This is a genomic window from Sphingopyxis sp. GW821-FHT02C12, assembly GCF_059421785.1.
Genome location: NZ_JBWKVQ010000001.1, coordinates 2,144,699 through 2,159,644, shown reverse-complemented (window position 1 = coordinate 2,159,644; position 14,946 = coordinate 2,144,699). Strand labels below are relative to the sequence as shown.

Annotated in this window: 15 protein-coding genes; 8 read left to right on the top strand and 7 right to left on the bottom strand. The window is 65.9% G+C overall.

Annotation, left to right across the window (positions count from 1 at the left end; all coding sequences use genetic code 11):
* Positions 1 to 64 precede the first annotated feature (64 nt).
* The 3 genes from lptF to AC07U1_RS10405 are packed head-to-tail and all read left to right on the top strand — an operon-like array spanning position 65 to position 2,686.
* Positions 65 to 1,285: an LPS export ABC transporter permease LptF gene (gene lptF, locus AC07U1_RS10415; protein ID WP_082544936.1), complete on the top strand. Its 1,221-nt coding sequence runs from the start codon at positions 65 to 67 to the stop codon at positions 1,283 to 1,285.
* Positions 1,285 to 2,382, top strand: coding sequence for an LPS export ABC transporter permease LptG (gene lptG, locus AC07U1_RS10410; protein WP_056346338.1), 1,098 nt, complete (start codon positions 1,285 to 1,287; stop codon positions 2,380 to 2,382). The genes lptF and lptG overlap by 1 nt, the downstream gene beginning before the upstream one ends.
* Position 2,383: 1 nt before the next feature.
* The gene (locus AC07U1_RS10405; protein ID WP_492736697.1) at positions 2,384 to 2,686 is read left to right on the top strand and encodes a hypothetical protein; all 303 of its coding nucleotides are present in this window, start codon (positions 2,384 to 2,386) and stop codon (positions 2,684 to 2,686) included.
* A gap of 10 nt (positions 2,687 to 2,696) precedes the next feature.
* Here the strand turns inward: AC07U1_RS10405 and AC07U1_RS10400 are convergent, their stop codons facing one another.
* A complete protein-coding gene (locus AC07U1_RS10400; RefSeq protein WP_495176575.1) occupies positions 2,697 to 3,833 on the bottom strand; it encodes a fatty acid desaturase family protein in 1,137 nt (378 codons plus the stop codon).
* Positions 3,834 to 3,951: 118 nt separating this feature from the next.
* On the opposite strand from AC07U1_RS10400, the gene AC07U1_RS10395 reads away from it, so the two are divergent.
* From AC07U1_RS10395 to AC07U1_RS10380, 4 genes are all read left to right on the top strand, one after another.
* Positions 3,952 to 5,121, top strand: a complete 1,170-nt coding sequence (locus AC07U1_RS10395) for an N-acetyltransferase (RefSeq protein ID WP_495176576.1) — start codon at positions 3,952 to 3,954, stop codon at positions 5,119 to 5,121.
* Positions 5,122 to 5,214: 93 nt separating this feature from the next.
* On the top strand, positions 5,215 to 6,645 hold the full coding sequence (locus AC07U1_RS10390; protein WP_495176577.1) for a DUF1800 domain-containing protein: 1,431 nt from the start codon (positions 5,215 to 5,217) through the stop codon (positions 6,643 to 6,645).
* Positions 6,646 to 6,648: 3 nt separating this feature from the next.
* Positions 6,649 to 7,767, top strand: coding sequence for a DUF1501 domain-containing protein (locus AC07U1_RS10385; RefSeq protein WP_056346328.1), 1,119 nt, complete (start codon positions 6,649 to 6,651; stop codon positions 7,765 to 7,767).
* Between the two features lie 68 nt (positions 7,768 to 7,835).
* Positions 7,836 to 8,762 (top strand): class II glutamine amidotransferase, encoded by a 927-nt coding sequence (locus tag AC07U1_RS10380; RefSeq protein ID WP_495176578.1) that lies wholly within the window; start codon positions 7,836 to 7,838, stop codon positions 8,760 to 8,762.
* Between the two features lie 65 nt (positions 8,763 to 8,827).
* On the opposite strand, the gene AC07U1_RS10375 is transcribed toward AC07U1_RS10380, so the two are convergent.
* From AC07U1_RS10375 to AC07U1_RS10350, 6 genes are all read right to left on the bottom strand, one after another.
* Entirely contained in the window at positions 8,828 to 9,295 is a 468-nt protein-coding gene (locus AC07U1_RS10375; RefSeq protein WP_495176579.1) for a DUF6881 domain-containing protein, read from the bottom strand.
* A 135-nt stretch (positions 9,296 to 9,430) separates the two neighbouring features.
* A complete protein-coding gene (locus AC07U1_RS10370) occupies positions 9,431 to 10,162 on the bottom strand; it encodes a proteasome-type protease (RefSeq protein WP_495176580.1) in 732 nt (243 codons plus the stop codon).
* A 37-nt stretch (positions 10,163 to 10,199) separates the two neighbouring features.
* Entirely contained in the window at positions 10,200 to 11,003 is an 804-nt protein-coding gene (locus AC07U1_RS10365) for a transglutaminase family protein (protein WP_056346324.1), read from the bottom strand.
* Positions 11,004 to 11,011: 8 nt separating this feature from the next.
* Positions 11,012 to 11,953, bottom strand: a complete 942-nt coding sequence (locus tag AC07U1_RS10360; RefSeq protein ID WP_492736713.1) for an alpha-E domain-containing protein — start codon at positions 11,951 to 11,953, stop codon at positions 11,012 to 11,014.
* Positions 11,953 to 13,350, bottom strand: a complete 1,398-nt coding sequence (locus AC07U1_RS10355; RefSeq protein ID WP_187140957.1) for a circularly permuted type 2 ATP-grasp protein — start codon at positions 13,348 to 13,350, stop codon at positions 11,953 to 11,955. The genes AC07U1_RS10360 and AC07U1_RS10355 overlap by 1 nt, the downstream gene beginning before the upstream one ends.
* A 174-nt stretch (positions 13,351 to 13,524) precedes the next feature.
* Entirely contained in the window at positions 13,525 to 14,259 is a 735-nt protein-coding gene (locus AC07U1_RS10350) for a sulfite exporter TauE/SafE family protein (RefSeq protein ID WP_495176581.1), read from the bottom strand.
* A 75-nt stretch (positions 14,260 to 14,334) separates the two neighbouring features.
* On the opposite strand from AC07U1_RS10350, the gene AC07U1_RS10345 reads away from it, so the two are divergent.
* Positions 14,335 to 14,763: a hypothetical protein gene (locus tag AC07U1_RS10345; protein WP_495176582.1), complete on the top strand. Its 429-nt coding sequence runs from the start codon at positions 14,335 to 14,337 to the stop codon at positions 14,761 to 14,763.
* Positions 14,764 to 14,946 lie beyond the last annotated feature (183 nt).

The window sequence follows — 14,946 nt, the reverse complement described above, 5'->3', positions numbered from 1 at the left end:
TCGCCCTTGAATCGGCATATCGGAATCATTTGCGGCCAAATCATGGTGATGGGGCGACGAAAGCTTGAATAGATTGCCCGCCATCGACCGCTACATCGCGCGGCTCATCTTCTTCCCCATGCTCGGCACGCTGGTTTTGTCCGCGATGCTGCTCGTGCTGGAAAAGATGCTGCGGCTGTTCGACTTCGTCGCCAACGAAGGCGGCCCGGTCAGCGTCGTCTGGCGCATGCTCGCCAATCTGATCCCCGAATATCTGTCGCTCGGCATCCCGATCGGGCTGATGCTCGGCATTTTGCTGGCTTTTCGCCGCCTCGCGACGTCGAGCGAACTCGATGTGCTGAAGGGCGTCGGCATGAGTTTCGGGCGGCTGATGCGCGTGCCCTATGCCTTCGCGCTGGCGCTGGCGCTGCTCAATCTCGCGATCGTCGGCTTCATCCAGCCGCTCGCCCGCTACGCCTATGAAGGACTGCAGTTCGAACTGCGTTCGGGGGCACTCGGCGCGTCGATCAAGGTCGGCGAGTTCAATAAGCTGGGCGAACGCATGACGCTGCGGATCGAGGAAAGCTCGAACGAAGGCCGCAGCTTGCGCGGCATCTTCGTGCGCGGCGAGCAGAAAGACGGGCAAAGCGTGTCGGCAACCGCGGCGCAGGGCCAGTTCCTCGCCACTGACGATCCCGACACAATCATCCTGCGGCTGACCCGGGGCGTACTGATCCATGAATCGCCCAAATTCGCGGTGCCGCGCGTCCTGACCTTCGACAATCATGACCTGCCGATCCCGCTGCCCAAGATCGACGCCTTTCGCACCCGCGGCGGCGCCGACCGCGAAAAGACGATCCCCGAACTGTTCGTCGCCGGCAAGGATCAGCGCGAACCGTTGAAGACCCGCCTCGAATCGCGCGCGAATTTCCATTTTCGCATCGTCGAGGTGGTGTCGATGTTCCTGATTCCGCTGATCGCGATCGCGCTCGCCATCCCGCCGAAACGATCGACGTCGTCGCTCGGAATCTTCCTGTCGATCGTGCTGCTGGTGACCCAGCACAAGATCAACGAATATGCAGAGGATATGGGCGCGCGCGGCACCGTCGATCCGCTGATCGCGCTATGGGTGCCCTTCCTGCTCTTCGCGGGCCTCGCGATCTGGATGTATTATACCGTCGCGCATGTGCCTGGCGGCCAGCCGATCGGCGCGCTCGAACGCGTCGCCGCCAAGGCCGGCCAGCGCATCCGCGGGCTGATCACGCTGTTCCAGCGCAAGCCGCGCGCGGTTCAGGCGGCCGACTGATGCACCAGCTCTCCTTCTTCCCCTCGCGCACCATGGCGCTTTACGTCGGGCGCCTGTTCCTCGTCCGCACCTTCGCGATCCTGTTCGCGCTCGTGCTGATCCTGCAGACGCTCGACCTGCTCGGCGAAAGCGGCAAGATCCTGGCGGTCGCGGGCAATGGCGATGCCGAGGTCTGGCGCTATGTCGGCATGCGTATTCCGCAGATCATCGAGACCTTCCTGCCCTTTTCGGTGCTGCTCGGCACGATCCTGACCCTCGCGACGCTGAACCAAAACAGCGAGGTCATCGCGATGAAGGGTGCCGGCATGTCGGCGCATCAGGTTCTCGCGCCGCTGTTCCTCGCCGCCTTCCTCGTCGCCGGGATCAGCTTCGCCTTCAACGAACGCATCGTCGCACGCTCGACCGGGGCGCTCGCCGCCTGGCAAAAGGTTCAATATGCAAAGGTGCCGATCGACAATGGCGTGCGCAGCAACATCTGGGTGCGCGCCGGCAACGACCTGATCAACGCGGGCACGGTGCAGACCGGCGGTCCGGTGGTCATATTGAACAAGGTCACCATCTATGAACGCACCGGCGGGGTGCTGTCGTCGATCCTGTCGGCGGACAGCGCGCGCGCGGTCGATGGCGGCTGGGAACTCACCAATGCCAAGCGCTTCGTGCGCCGCTCGGGAACGATCCAGCCGCTCGGCACGATCGTCGCGGCCAAGGGTGTCGCCCCCGACCAGTTCACGCTGGCGCAGGTCAAGGGCGACCAGATGCCCTTCCTCCAGCTCAAGAGCGCGATCGCCGACCTTGAGGCCGCGGGCCGCCCGGTCGATGCGCTGAAGGGCGTGCTGTGGCACAAGATTTCGGGGCCGCTGTCGGCGATCCTGATGCCGCTGCTCGGCGCCGTCGCGGCGTTCGGCCTCGCGCGCTCGGGCAAGCTTTTCGTGCGCGCCATCCTCGGCATGGCATTGGGCTTCGCCTATTTCGTCGCCGACAATTTCGCCCTCGCGATGGGCGACCTCGGCGCCTACACGCCCTTTCTGGCCGCGTGGGGACCGTTCATATTGTTCGCCCTGATCGGCGAGATGATCCTGATACGCACCGAAGAATAGCATGGACGACGATTTCCGCTGCGACGACTGCGGGTCGTCGAAGTTCGAGACGATCGTTCATTACGGCAGCTATATTAGCGCCTGCGCGACTTGCCGGCAGGGGCCGACAACAAGTTTCATGGCCGTCGCACCGGCGCTCACCGGAATCTATCGCGCCACATTGATCGACGACGACTGGCGCCATCTCGAACAAATATATGAAGGCCAAGGCGTCGGCTTCGTCGAAGCGGTTCGTATCGCGGCGCAGTCCGGAAGTCGCGTGCTAATACGCCCGATTGCGGACGGCGACCGCCGCCACGATTAGCCGCAGGGATTCAGACCGCAGCCCCGCCCCGCGCCGACCCCTGCACCAGCCGCGCCACCAACCCCGGCAGGCCGTCGTAATTGGCGCCATGATATTGCGAATCCGCGGGCAGCGCGTCCTTCAGGCGGCGGTGCGCCTCGGCCAGCGCATGATAGGGCACGCCCGGCAGCAGATGGTGCAGCGCGTGATAGCGCAGCCCGACCGGCGCCCAGAGTTCGGGCAGCAGCCCCGGCGGCGGCACATTGACGCTGTCGAGGAACTGCGCGGTGACGGTCAGCTCGCCGCCGTCATTTTCCCACAGATGCGCGACGAGCGTGCGGATCTGGTTGAACACCAGGGTCGTCGAGGCGATCGCGCCGAAGATGAGCAGCGCACGCAGCGGGATCCAGCCGAGCACACCCGCGGCGATCAGCAAGGTCGACCAGGCCCAGGCGCCGCCCTCCTGCCACGCCCATTGGCGGCGGAACTCGCCCTCGGGCGGACGGCGACGGAACAGCGGGTTGATGATGAGGCCCGAATAGCGTTCCATCACCGGCTTGCGCAGCGGCGGGATCAGGAAGGACAGCGGGGTCAGCACCGCGAAACGGAACAGCAGCGCGAGCGGCGCGAACGCCGCGACGACCACGAACAAGGGCACCGTCCACGGCTTCATCAGCGCGAGCGGCAGATATTCGGGATCCTCGACCGTGCCATATTTGGTGCGGTTGTGATGCAGGCTGTGGATGCCTTCATACAGGAAGGAGGGGATCAGCATCGGCACGCCGACAAGCGCATTCCATGCGAGGCGAAAGCCCGGCAGCGCCTGTTTGCGGATATGGGTGAGTTCGTGAATGAAACTGCCCGCGCGATAGAGCGCCAGCACCGCGACCAGCGCGGCGGCGAGCATCCAGCCCGTCGACGGCGCGAGGATCGCCGCAGCGACGCCGCCATAGCCGAGCAGGGTCGAGACGAGGAAGTCGGTCCAATAGATGCGCGCGCTGGGATTCAGCAGGTCGCGCGTCAGTTCGGACGCCGCGCGCAGCATCGCCTTGTCGTCGGCAATCGCCGACTTCCGATTCTTGTCGGCGTCCGCCGACGTGGGCGTCTTGGCCGCACCGGACACGAAGGGAGTCGCGAGCCGATCGGCGGGGGGATTGATCGTCGTCATAAGCGTTCACAAACCAGAATTTCGTGGCAGCAAAATGGCCGAATGCGGGTCGCCAGCGCCACAGCTATGCCCTAATGCCTCGCCACAGATATAGGACACATCGTTCAGGAAACCAGCCATGGCCGCACATCATCAGGGCCCCGTCACCATCCACCCCGTCAAGACCAAGGCCGACACGCGCGAATTCGTCGAACTCGCCTATCGCCTCAATCGCGGCGATCCGGCGTGGGTGCCGCCGCTGAAGGGCGAAGTTTTCGACCTGCTGACCCCGGGCAAAAACCCCTGGTACGAACATGGCAAGGCGCAATTCTTCACCGCGCGCCGCGACGGCCGGACGGTCGGGCGCATCTCCGCCCATATAGACACGCTCGCGCTCGAACAACCGACCGAACAGGGCATGGGTCCGGGCACCGGCAATTGGGGCCTGCTCGAGGCCGAGGATGAAGAGGTGGCGCGCGCGCTGCTCGTCACCGCCGAGGACTGGCTGCGCGGCCAGGGCATGACACGATCGCTGGGCCCGCTGTCGATTTCGATCTGGGACGAACCCGGGCTGCTGATCGAGGGTTTCGACGATGTGCCGACGATCATGATGGGCCACAACAGCCCGCTCTATCGCGGCTGGATCGAGGGCGCGGGCTACAACCCGGTCAAGCAATTGCTCAACTATGGCGTGCGCGTCGACGACGGCTTCCCGCCGCTGGTCAACCGCATCGTCGCGGCGGGCGAAAAGAACGAACGCATCCGCATCCGCAAGGTGAACAAGAAAAGGTTCGACGCCGAGGCGAAGCTCATCATGGGGCTGCTCAACGACGCCTGGTCGGACAATTGGGGCTTCGTCCCGCTCACCGACAGCGAGATCGCCTTCATCGGCAAGAAATTGAAGGACATCGTCTTCGAGGATCTGATCCGCGTCGCCGAACTCGACGGCGAACCCGTCGCCTTCATGATCGTGCTGCCCAATATCAACGAGCTGCTGATCGACATGGAGGGTTCGCTATGGCCCTTCAACTGGGCGCGGCTGCTCTGGTGGCTGCGCAAGCCCAAGAGCCGGACGCTGCGCGTGCCGCTGATGGGCGTCGCCACGAAATTGCAGAACAGCCGCATGGCGAGCACGCTCGCCTTCATGATGATCGAATTCATCCGCCGCGACGCGGTGCGCGACTATGGCACGCAGTTCGGCGACATCGGCTGGGTGCTCGACGACAATCAGGGCATGAATGCGGTCGCCGGGGCGATCGAGGCCAAGGTCAACCGCGTGTACCAGATCTACGACAAGCCCCTGGCCTGAGACGAACCGTGTCGCACGCCGCTCGGCCGGTACAGCTTTGCGACATCTTGCCGCGATTATAGGCGGTGGCGAGAGGGGCTGGAAAGGTGCCGCATGGCGATCGACTATCTTGCCGCCAACCGCTTCGGGCTCGGCCACCGTCCCGATGACGCGGCGTCGACCTCGGCGCGCGCGGCACAGGCGGCGCTGGAGCGGCAGCTGGGCGCCTTCGAGCCGTCGCCGCAAGCCATCGCGGCACTCCCCGGCCCCCGCGAGATCGCCGAGACCTACATCCTCTTTCGCGAGCAGGGCGACGCGATGGCCGGCAAGACCGGCGCGGCGACCACCGCCGACGAGCGCGGCAGGGAGCCCGCCGCCCGGCGCGAGGCGCGCGAGGCGATCCGCCTCTTCTACATCGACGCCGCAGCCGCCCGCTTCGCCGCCGCGGTCGCCTCACCGACCCCCTTCGCCGAACGCCTCGTCCATTTCTGGGCCAATCATTTCGCCGTCTCGACCGAAAAGCAGTTCGTGTCAGGCCTGGCGGGTAATTATGAGTTCAGCGCGATCCGCCCGCACATCATGGGCCGCTTTTCGGACCTGCTGATCGCCGCGATCCGCCATCCCGCGATGCAGCTCTACCTGGACCAGGTGCTCAGCGTCGGGCCCGACAGCCCCTTCGCCGTCCGCCAGAGCCGTCCGCGCGGCCGGCCGGGGCTCAACGAAAATCTCGCACGCGAAATCCTCGAACTCCACACGCTCGGCGTGCGCAGCGGCTATACGCAGGCCGACGTCACCGCTTTCGCCCGCGCGCTCACCGGCCTGTCGGTCGCCGGCCTCGGTCGCGGTGCGCTGCGCCAGCTGGTCCCCGACGGCTCGCAGCCCGGCGACAGCATCTATATCGCCGAGCGGCACCAGCCCGGCGACCAGATGATCCTCGGCAAGCGCTACCCCGACACCGGCCCGCAACAGGCCGAAGCGGTGCTGCGCGACCTCGCGGCGCATCCCGCGACCGCGCGCCACATCGCGACCAGGCTCGCGCGCCATTTCACCGCCGACGACCCGCCACCGCCTTTGGTCGACCGCCTCGCCGCCGACTTCCTGCGCAGCGGCGGCGATCTCCCGTCGCTCTACCGCACCCTCATCGCTTCGCCCGAACCCTGGCAGGGCGGCCCTGCGATGTTCAAGTCGCCGTGGGACTGGGCGGTGTCGATGGCTCGCGGACTGCCCGTGCCGATGTTCGGCGAACGCCAGAATGTCCCGGACCTCCTCGGCCAGCTCGGCCAGCAGATATGGCGGCCCGAATCGCCCGCCGGCTTTGGCGATACCGTCGCGACATGGGCCGGATCGGGCGGGCTGATGCAGCGCGTCGACCTCGCCAGCCGCATCACGGCCCGGATCGGCGATCGAGTCGACGCGCGCACGCTCGCGCCGCAAATCCTCGGCGACGCGCTCACCGCCGATCTGGCCGGGGCGATCGCAGGCGCCGACAGCCCGGCACAGGGTCTCGCGATGCTCTTCGCCAGCCCTGCCTTCTTGCGGAGATAGACGATGATCCTGACCCGCCGCACCGTCATCGCCGCCGGCATCGGCGCCGCCGTCTTCCCGGCAATGGCGTTCGCCGCCGCGCCCACCGACCGGCGGCTGATCTTCGTCATCCAGCGCGGCGCCGCCGACGGGCTGGCGATCGCGGCGCCGACCGGCGACCCGGCCTTCGCCGGGGTCCGCGCCGCGCTGGTCGAGGAAGCCGCGACCGGCGCGCGACTCGACGGCCTGTTCACGCTGCATCCCGCGCTCGAAAGCGCCGCCGCACTGTTCGCGGCGCGCGAAGCGCATGTCGCGCATGCGGTCGCGACCGTCTATCGCGACCGGTCGCATTTCGACGGACAGAATATGCTCGAAAGCGGCGGCACGCGCCCCTATGGCCGCGCGGACGGCTGGATGAACCGGATGCTGTCGCTGCTGCCGGCGGACGGGCGCAGCGCGCTCGCGGTGGCCCCGTCGGTCCCGCTCGCCCTGCGCGGCGCCCTGCCCGTCGCCACCTACGTCCCCAGCCGCCTGCCGCAGGCCAATGCCGACCTGATCGCGCGGCTGTCGGCGCTCTACGAAAAGGACGCGCTGCTGCACCCCTTGTGGGAAAGCGCGATCCGCACGCAGGAGCTGGCGGGCGAGATCGGCGGCAACAACGGCCGCAACGGCGCCGACCTCGGCCGGCTCGCCGCCTCGCTGATGCTGCCCGCCGACGGCGCGCGAGTGATGATGGTCGAAACCGGCGCCTGGGACACGCACAGCGCCCAGCGCAGCCGCATCACGGCGCAGTTGCGCGGGCTCGATCAGCTGGTCGGCGCGCTGAAGGCGGGGCTGGGGCCGGCGTGGAAGGACACGCTGGTCATTGTCGCGACCGAATTCGGCCGCACCGTCGCGATCAACGGCAGCGGCGGCACCGACCATGGCACCGGATCGGCAGCCTTGCTCTTCGGCGGCCGGCTGGCGAAGGGCGGCACGGTCGCGGCCGACTGGCCCGGGCTGGGCACGGCGGCGCTGCTCGACGGGCGCGACCTCAAACCGACGCGCGGCCTCGAAAGCATGATCGCCGACGCCGTCGCGCATCATTATGCGCTCGACCCGGTCGAGGTGAAACGGACGCTCTATCCGGGGGTGCTGGCCTGAACGAGGCCCTCTCGCCAGGTCCTCTGCCCTCGTGTAGCATCCCTCCCGGTGGGGCAAGGGGATAGCCGATGTGCCGCGCGATGATGTATCTGGGCGAGCGGGTCACGCTCGACGACCTGCTGTTCAAGCCCGATAGCAGCCTCGTCAATCAGGCCTATATGCCCAAGATGCTGCACATGCTGAACCTCGCGGGGTTCGGGATGATGGCGTGGGACGCGGCGTCGCACGCCCCGCACGAGCCGCACCGCTACCGCTCGCCGTCGCTGCCGGTGTTCGACGGCAACCTCAAATCGCTGGCGATCAAGACGCGCGCCGAATGCGTGATCGCGCATGTCCGCGGCGTCGCTTACTCGACGACGGTCAAGGTCAGCGAGCAGAACACCCACCCCTTCCACTTCCCCGGCGCCGCGGTCGCGATGGCGCATAATGGCGACATCTATCGCATCGGCGAGATGAAGGGGGTACTGATGTCCGACATCGCCCCCGAACTGCTCGCGCAGATATCGGGATCGACCGACAGCGAATGGGTTTATGCGCTCTTGCTCTCGCAGCTTCCCGACTGGCGCGTCGAGCCCGAGGGCGACACGCTGATCGCCGCGGTTCAGGCGACCGTCGATATCCTCGAACGCGCGCGGCGCCACCATGGCATCGCCATCTCGTCAAGCTGCAACCTGTTCCTGACCACCGGGCGCCAGATCCTCGGGCTGCGCCATTGCTTCGACTTCGGCCATTATCGCACCGGGTCGCCCGACCAGGTGCACGAGGCGAACATGAATTTCCTGTCGATGTGGTTCACCACCGGCCGCGACTACGGCCTCCACGACGGCGAGTGGCAGATGGTCGGCGGCGAAGAGGAGCCGCGCGCAATCATCGTCGCGTCCGAGCCGCTGTCGTCGAACAGCGCGACATGGATGCCGGTGCCCGAATATGCGATGGTTTACGCCGAAATGCACGGCGACCGGCCGAAGTTCCGCGTGGTGCCGCTGGCACGGTAGGGCGAATATGACCGACAGCGTCGGAAGCGATTTCGCGTAAAGCGGAGCATCGCACGTCGCAGCGATTAGCGAACGTTTTCATCCCAGCATTGTTGAAACACCAAGTCTGAGATGGCCTCCGGATCGAACTCGGGGTTTGCGGCAATTTCATCGAGCAACGGAATTGCATCCTTTCCTAACCTCGTTCCCCCAATTTCCAGATTTTCCAACGCATACCCAACACGTCCGTCCGCCCAGATCTCGATTTTCCTTATCTCTTCGCGCCGTTCGTTGAGTTCGCTCCACAATTCCGCTGGATAGTCGGGAGAAGAATGAAGCCACCGCACGCGGATGAAGCGAGGTCCGCCGTCCATGAAAAAGCTCTGCGGCCTTGGGGTGCCATCGGGGCCGCGCCAGCCCCATTTTATCTCCTTCGCTACGAAATCGATGGAGATATTCGAGCTGGGGTCGCCACCCGCCTCGGCTTCGATCAGCCCGATGCAACCCCAACAATCGCCTCCGCAGTCGCCAGACAGCGGGTCGATTTCGATCAACAGAGCCCGGCCACAGATGTGACAACGCAATGGGTGTTGGGCTTGCTCGTCTGAAGCTGAGATTGAGCGCATCACAAATGAATGTCGTTACCAGTGGCTGTAAGCAGGCACCTTTGCACGGCCTACGCTGATCTCCTAAAAATGAAAATCCGGCAATTCCGCCAGCGCGATCCCCAATGCCTCGGCCCAGCCGTCGGCGACGCTCTGGAAATAGGCGTCGTTGCGCTCGAAGCGGCGCTCGTGGACCCCGACATAATCGTCGCGTTCGTGGATCTTGAGGTCGATCGGCAGGTCGACCCCGGCGTTGGCGCGGATCGTGGAATCGAACGAGACGCACAGCAGCTTCACCGCATCCTCGAACGACATCGCGGGGTCATAGGAGCGCACGATGATCGGGCGGCCATATTTCGTCTCGCCGATCTGGAAGAAGGGATTGTCCTCGCCCGCCTCGATGAAATTGCCCTCGGGATAGATCAGGAACAGCCGCGGTTCGGCCCCCTTGATCTGGCCGCCGACGATGAGCGAGGCGCGGAACAGCGATTCGGCGGCGGGCCCGGCGGGATTGTGGCGGGTGACGATCTGGCGCAGCGTTTCGCCGACGATCGTCGCGACCGCGAACATCGACGGCGCGGCGAGGATCGACGGATGCCGTTCCTCGGGCGCCTTGGTGCGTTCGTCGAGCAGGCTGACCACCGCCTGCGTCGTCGCGAGATTCCCCGCCGACATCAAGGTGATGACGCGCTCGCCGGGCAGGTGCCAGCTGCGCATCTTGCGGACCTGCGCGATGTCGTCGACGCCCGCGTTCGTGCGGGTGTCCGACATGAACACCAGCCCCTTGTTCAAACGCATGCCGACGCAATAGGTCATATAATTTTCGGTCCCCCAATCCTGCTCAGGCTATCGCTTATTGCTGCACCTGCAATTGGACAACCATATTTTCTTGCGCTGCACCATAGCGCATGCCGCGAACCGGGGCGGCGTCGTGATAATCGAGCCCCGTCGCGACGCGGATATAGCGCTGATCGGGCGAATGACCGTTCGACACGTCGAAGCCGACCCAGCCGATCGCGTCGAAATGCGCCTCGGCCCATCCGTGGGTCGCATCCTGGTGCGTGCGGTCGTTCATCATCAGATAGCCCGACACATAACGCGCCGGATGCCCAAGGTGGCGCATCGCCGCGATGAAGATATGGGCATGGTCCTGGCACACCCCGCCGGCCCCGCCGAGCGCCTGTTCGGCGGTGGTGTCGGCGCCGGTGACCCCGATGCTGTACGGCAATTTTTCCAGGATCAGCGCCGACAAGGCGTGCGCGCGCTCGATGTCCGATCCGAAATCCCGCCGCAGTTCGGCCGTCAGCGCGCGGACATGGCGTCCGGCGCGGGTCAGCGGGGTCGGGCGCAGGAAGGTCCACAGCGGCATCGCACCGCGATGGACCCCGATCACCCCGTCCCAGGTGATCAGCTCGACCTCGCCGACGCAGTGGATGACAAGCTCGCGCGCGCCGGCATCGACCGCGACCAGATCGACGCCGTTGCCGTGATGGTCGGTGTAGTGAAGCTGGTTGGTGCCGCCCGCGATCTCGATCGCCCAATGGTGGATCAACTGCTGCCCCGGCCGCTCCTTCGGCGTCAGTTTCAGCTGCTGCAAGGCATAGCTGACGGGGCCATCATATTCATAACGGGTGGTGTGTTCGACGCGCAGGCGCATAAAAAACCCTAAACCACAAAGCGATAGTCGCGCTCGATCTGCTGCGCGAGCGCGGCATTGGCGCGGAGGAAGTCGGTGATATATTCGTGCAGGCCGCCGTCGAAGATCGCCTGGATCGGACCCGCGAGTTTTTTGTGGAGCAGCGCGTCGGCCATCCGTCCCGCCTCGGTCTCCTCGCCATAGCCGCGTTGCAACCAGCCGATATTGTCCTGCATCTTCTGCGCACAGAAGGCGAGGCTGCGCGGCATCTGTTTATAGAGGATCAGGAATTCGGCGATCTTGAGCGCGCTGATCTCCGCCCCATAGAGCCAGTGATAGGCGCGGTGCGCCGACACCGAGCGCAGGATCGTTTCCCACTGCACATTGTCGATCGAGCTGCCGATGTGCGCGACCGACGGCAGCAGGAGGTAATATTTGACGTCGAGGATGCGCGCGGTGTTGTCGGCGCGTTCGAGGAAGGTGCCGAGGCGCGCGAAATTATAGCCGTCGTTGCGCAGCATCGTGCCAGTCCAGGCGCCGCGCACCTGCGCGCTCTGCTGGCGGATCGCCGAGAGGACATCGGGCAGATCATCGTCGCGCACCTGCCGCTTGAGCAGCGCGCCCAGCGTCATCCAGCTGGTGTTGACCGCCTCCCACACCTCGCGGGTGAGATAGGTACGCGCGGTACGCGCATTGTCGCGCGCCTGCTTGACGACCGAAATGATGCTCGACGGATTGTGCGGATCGCGGAGCATGAAGTCGACGACCTTCGCCGAGCTATATTCATGCCCCGTCGCGGCATAGGCCTGGTTCGACCCCGCAGTGATCAGGATCGATTTCCACTCGGCCTTGGCGGTGCTCGACCGGGTCAGCGCGATGCGGAACCCCGCGTCGATCAGCCGCGCATTATTCTCGCTGCGTTCGAGATAGCGTGCCATCCAGAAGAGGCTGCCTGCGGTTTTTCCCAGCATCAGTCTTCCAGCACCCAGGTGTCCTTGGTCCCGCCGCCCTGGCTCGAATTCACCACCAGCGATCCCTTGGTCATCGCGACGCGGGTCAGCCCGCCGGGGGTGATGGTGATGCCTTGAGGCGACATCAGGACGAAGGGGCGCAGGTCGACGTGGCGCGGCGCGAGCCCGCTCTTGGTGAAGATCGGGACCGTCGACAGCGACAGCGTCGGCTGCGCGATATAGTTGCGCGGGTTCGCCTCCAGCTTGGCACGAAAGGCGGCGATCTCTTTCTTGCTCGCGGCGGGGCCGACGAGCATGCCGTAACCGCCCGATCCATGGACTTCCTTGACCACCAGCTCGGGCAATTTGTCGAGCACCTCGCGCAGATGCTCGGGCTCGCTGCAGCGCCAGGTCGGCACATTGGGCAGCAGCGCGCGCTCGCCGGTGTAGAATTCGATGATGTCGGGCATGTAGCTGTACAGCGCCTTATCGTCGGCGATGCCGGTGCCCGGCGCATTGGCGATGGTGATGCCGCCGGCGCGATAGACGTCCCAGATCCCCGGCACCCCGAGCACCGAGTCGGGCCGGAAATTCAGCGGGTCGAGGAAGTCATCGTCGACGCGGCGATAGAGGACGTCGATCGCCTTATAGCCCTGCGTCGTCCGCATCGCGACGCGGCCGCCGACGACGCGCAGATCATGCCCCTCGACCAGCTCGGCGCCCATCTGGTCGGCGAGGAAGCTGTGTTCGAAATAGGCGCTGTTGTGGATGCCTGGGGTCAAGACCGCGACCGTCGGCGTCCCCCCGCACATCGGCGGCGCGCAGGCGGCAAGCGAGCGCAAGAGGTTGATCGGATAGTCGCTGACCTCGCGCACCGGCACCTTCGCGAACAGCTCGGGAAACATCTGGAGCATCGTCTCGCGATTCTCGAGCATATAGGACACACCCGACGGGGTGCGCGCATTGTCCTCGAGCACATAGAATTCGTTCGCCCCGGTGCGCACGATGTCGGTGCCGCTGATATGGGTATAGACGCCGCCCGGCGGGTCCATGCCCATCATCATCGGCAGGAACGCCTCATTGCGCGAGATCAGCTCGATCGGGACGCGGCCGGCCCGCAGAATCTCCTGCCGGTGATAGATGTCGTGAAGGAAGGCGTTGAGCGCGCGCACGCGCTGTTCGATGCCGCGCGACAGCCGGCGCCATTCGCTCGCCGAAATGATCCGCGGCACGACGTCGAAGGGGATGAGACGCTCGTCGGCGTCGTCCTGGCCATAGACGTTGAAGGTGATTCCGGTGGTTCGGAAAAAAGCCTCGGCCTGCTGCGCCTTGCGGTGGATGCGCGCGGGTTCCTCGGCATCGAACCACTCGCAAAATTCGCTGTAGGGCGTCCGGACGTCGCCCCCCTGGCCCTGCATCTCGTCAAAGAAATTAATGGAGCCGGCCCTTTCCACGCAACACGCCTTCGCTCACCGCAACGGGTGCGGCGCCCTCGAGTTCCAGCTGCTGCGCGCCTGTCGGCTACATGGCCGCCAAGCTTGTAGGCGCAATGCTAGCACTCCGGCGCGGGAAGGCAAGATGGGTAAAAGGCGTCAGAAACCAAAGAGCAGGCGGACCGCCACAAACCCGACCAGCAGCGCGGTCAAGCGCCGGATCAGCACCGCGGGTCCGGTCTTCACCGCGATCTGGGTGCCGATCGCGCCGCCGATAAGCACCGCTACCAGCAACGGCCAATGATCGGCCACGGCATGCAGCATCTCGCCGCCCTTGCCCTTTATCAGCTGGCCGGTCAGCCCGAACAGGCTGTTGACGAGGATGAACAGGCTCGCGGTCGCCGCGACCTGCCGCGCCTCGGCCCAGCGCACGAGGTGCAGGATCGGCGCGAGGAAGATACCGCCGCCGATGCCGACGACGCCCGCGAGATAGCCGAGCCCCGCCGCGATCGGCAGCAGCAGTTTCGGCGAGAGCTTGACCGGCTTTGCCGTCTGCGGCTGGACGAGCAGCGCGATCGCCGAGGCCAGCAACGAGACGCCGAGCAGGATCACCAGCACGCCCTGCTTGACCGGGGTCAGCCCGCCGAGGAACGCCAGCGGCGCCGCCACGGCGATGAGGGGAAGCGCCTTGGCCCAAGGCATCGCCCCCGAGCGCGCGAAGCGGATCGTGCCGCCGGTGACGACGATGACATTACACGCGAGGCTGATCGCGGGGACGAGCCCCACCGCGACCCCGCCGAGCAGGAGCAGTGCGGTATAGGTCGACCCGCCGCCAAACCCGACCGCGGCATAGAGCAGCGCGGTCACCCCGAATGCAAATGCCAGCCAGCCCATGAAATCCCCTTTGCCTGTAGCGCTAAGCCATATACATCGAAATATAGATTTGCCAGACCGAAGGACCCCGCCCTCATGTACCGCGCCGCGCTTCTCGCCCTGTTGCTATCCACCGCCGCGCCCGCGCTCGCAGCGGACCCCGCGTCCTGCGCCGCCCCCGCCGACCTCGGCGAGACGCCCTACGCCGCCTGGGCGACTGCCGACGGCGATGCGGCGGCGCTCGCGATCGGGACGCCGGTGACCCTGCCGCTCGCCGATGGCGCCGCGTCGCGGCCGCTGACGATCGCGACCGCCGGCCGCTACGGCCTCGCGGCGGGCAGCAAGGTTTGGATCGACCTCGTCGCGGGCGGCACCACGCAGACATCGGTCGAGCATGGCCACGGCCCCGCCTGTTCGGGCATCCGCAAGGTGGTGTGGTTCGACCTCAAGCCCGGGACCTATGAGCTGGCGCTGTCGAAGGGCGAAGCCGCCAGCGTGCGCGTGCTGGTGGTGCGGGCGCCGTAGCGGCTTTGCAGGCCCGGGCCGGTTGACCGGTCGGGGGTGGAAACGAGACCGCCCTCTCTTTCGGTTCGTGTCGAGCGAAGTCGAGACACCCATCGGAAGCACTTGCCTTCGGGGTGTCTCGACTTCGCTCGACACGAACGGGAGATGGTGCGATTTTTTCGCCTCCTACCCCCAATCCCGTCG

Coding starts and splice junctions, on each gene's coding strand:
- lptG (WP_056346338.1), top strand. CDS start 1,285: ATGCACCAGCTCTCCTTCTTCCCCTCGCGCACCATGGCGCTTTACGTC.
- AC07U1_RS10405 (WP_492736697.1), top strand. CDS start 2,384: ATGGACGACGATTTCCGCTGCGACGACTGCGGGTCGTCGAAGTTCGAG.
- AC07U1_RS10400 (WP_495176575.1), bottom strand. CDS start 3,833: ATGACGACGATCAATCCCCCCGCCGATCGGCTCGCGACTCCCTTCGTG.
- AC07U1_RS10395 (WP_495176576.1), top strand. CDS start 3,952: ATGGCCGCACATCATCAGGGCCCCGTCACCATCCACCCCGTCAAGACC.
- AC07U1_RS10390 (WP_495176577.1), top strand. CDS start 5,215: ATGGCGATCGACTATCTTGCCGCCAACCGCTTCGGGCTCGGCCACCGT.
- AC07U1_RS10385 (WP_056346328.1), top strand. CDS start 6,649: ATGATCCTGACCCGCCGCACCGTCATCGCCGCCGGCATCGGCGCCGCC.
- AC07U1_RS10380 (WP_495176578.1), top strand. CDS start 7,836: ATGTGCCGCGCGATGATGTATCTGGGCGAGCGGGTCACGCTCGACGAC.
- AC07U1_RS10370 (WP_495176580.1), bottom strand. CDS start 10,162: ATGACCTATTGCGTCGGCATGCGTTTGAACAAGGGGCTGGTGTTCATG.
- AC07U1_RS10365 (WP_056346324.1), bottom strand. CDS start 11,003: ATGCGCCTGCGCGTCGAACACACCACCCGTTATGAATATGATGGCCCC.
- AC07U1_RS10360 (WP_492736713.1), bottom strand. CDS start 11,953: ATGCTGGGAAAAACCGCAGGCAGCCTCTTCTGGATGGCACGCTATCTC.
- AC07U1_RS10355 (WP_187140957.1), bottom strand. CDS start 13,350: ATGCAGGGCCAGGGGGGCGACGTCCGGACGCCCTACAGCGAATTTTGC.
- AC07U1_RS10350 (WP_495176581.1), bottom strand. CDS start 14,259: ATGGGCTGGCTGGCATTTGCATTCGGGGTGACCGCGCTGCTCTATGCC.
- AC07U1_RS10345 (WP_495176582.1), top strand. CDS start 14,335: ATGTACCGCGCCGCGCTTCTCGCCCTGTTGCTATCCACCGCCGCGCCC.